Source organism: Inconstantimicrobium porci (assembly GCF_009696465.1).
Taxonomy (GTDB): Bacteria; Bacillota; Clostridia; order Clostridiales; family Clostridiaceae; genus Inconstantimicrobium; species Inconstantimicrobium porci.
In genome coordinates this window covers 1-1214 of sequence record NZ_VULX01000073.1, presented here as the reverse complement: position 1 = coordinate 1214, position 1214 = coordinate 1, and the positions used below count along the sequence as shown (strand labels likewise).

Here is a 1214-nt window from a genome sequence, read left to right as displayed (position 1 = left end):
TAGATCCATATCATTTTCTTGATTTATTGCAGAGAAAACCCAGAGCTTATGAGGATGCTGAAGTTATTCAAGACTGGAAATTACCACAAATATTTTCTGAATATCATCATCAGTTACAGGCACATAGACAATCTATAAGCAAAGGCACAAAAGAATTTATAGATATCCTAAAGTTAACTAAGAAATATGGAATAAAGCGTATAGAATACATTTTAAATGATTTTAACAAAGCTAACCGCTATAGTTATCAGGAGATACTAAGCTATCTAAGAAGTACAGAAGAATCTAAAAGTAATTCTTTAACACTTGATTATGATACCCTGGAAAAATTGAACGTTCTTGATATAAAATCAGAAAACATGCCACTCGATGCATATAGTGATTTAATGAATATTGGAGGTGGTATGCAATGACATTAGAAGAGAAATTAACAACTTGCAAACTTTCCGGAATACAGAAAAGTTATGAACGAATTATAGAAGAAGCGCAAGACCAAGCTTGGTCTTACCGAGAATTCTTTGAGAGGCTTATTGATGAAGAAATTATATCAAGAGAAAATAATAGGTTTAATAGGCTATATAAAAAAGCTAAATTTCCAAATTTAAAAACAATAGAGGAATTTGATTTTTTTAAAGCCTCATATGTTGATAAAAAACAAATAATTGGGCTTGCTAGCTGTGACTTCATAGGCGACAGAAAAAATCTTATATTCATAGGTGGTTCAGGCACTGGTAAAACTCATATAAGCATTGCACTTGGTGTTGAAGCATGCAGAAAAGGTAAGACAGTTTCTTTCTATACCGCAGCGGAGCTTGGAAACAAGTTAGTCGAGATGCAGGATTCATTGCAGCTAGGAAAATTCATTGAAAAATTAAAAAAAGTGGATTTATTGATAATTGATGAACTTGGATATATTGAAATGTCACATACAACAACTCAGCTAATGTTTCAAATATTCTCAGAACGATATGAAAAAGGTTCAATAATTGTCAATACAAATCTCGAATTCAAAGAATGGCCACGGATCTTTCAGGATGAACGAATGACAACGGCTATTATAGACAGACTTATTCATAATAGTTTCATCTTAACTTTTAATGGAGAAAGTTATAGATACCGACAGCAAAAAGAACATCTATTAGGCCTTAATAATAAGTCTGTACAACAGTAGCAATTATAATATCACCCGCAACTGAAAGCAGGTATTATTTTTT

At 31.9% G+C, this 1214-nt stretch carries 1 protein-coding gene and 1 pseudogene; both read left to right on the top strand.

Going from position 1 to position 1214, the window contains the following annotated elements; genetic code table 11:
- Positions 1–413: pseudogene (locus FYJ33_RS16120) on the top strand (hypothetical protein); the annotation flags it as partial.
- Positions 410–1171, top strand: a complete 762-nt coding sequence (istB, locus tag FYJ33_RS15985; protein ID WP_154532959.1) for an IS21-like element helper ATPase IstB — start codon at positions 410–412, stop codon at positions 1169–1171. The pseudogene FYJ33_RS16120 and the gene istB, both read left to right, overlap by 4 nt.
- Positions 1172–1214 lie beyond the last annotated feature (43 nt).

What these genes read in the sequence shown, in the direction of transcription:
- istB (WP_154532959.1), top strand. Translation starts at nt 410, where the DNA reads ATGACATTAGAAGAGAAATTAACAACTTGCAAACTTTCCGGAATACAG.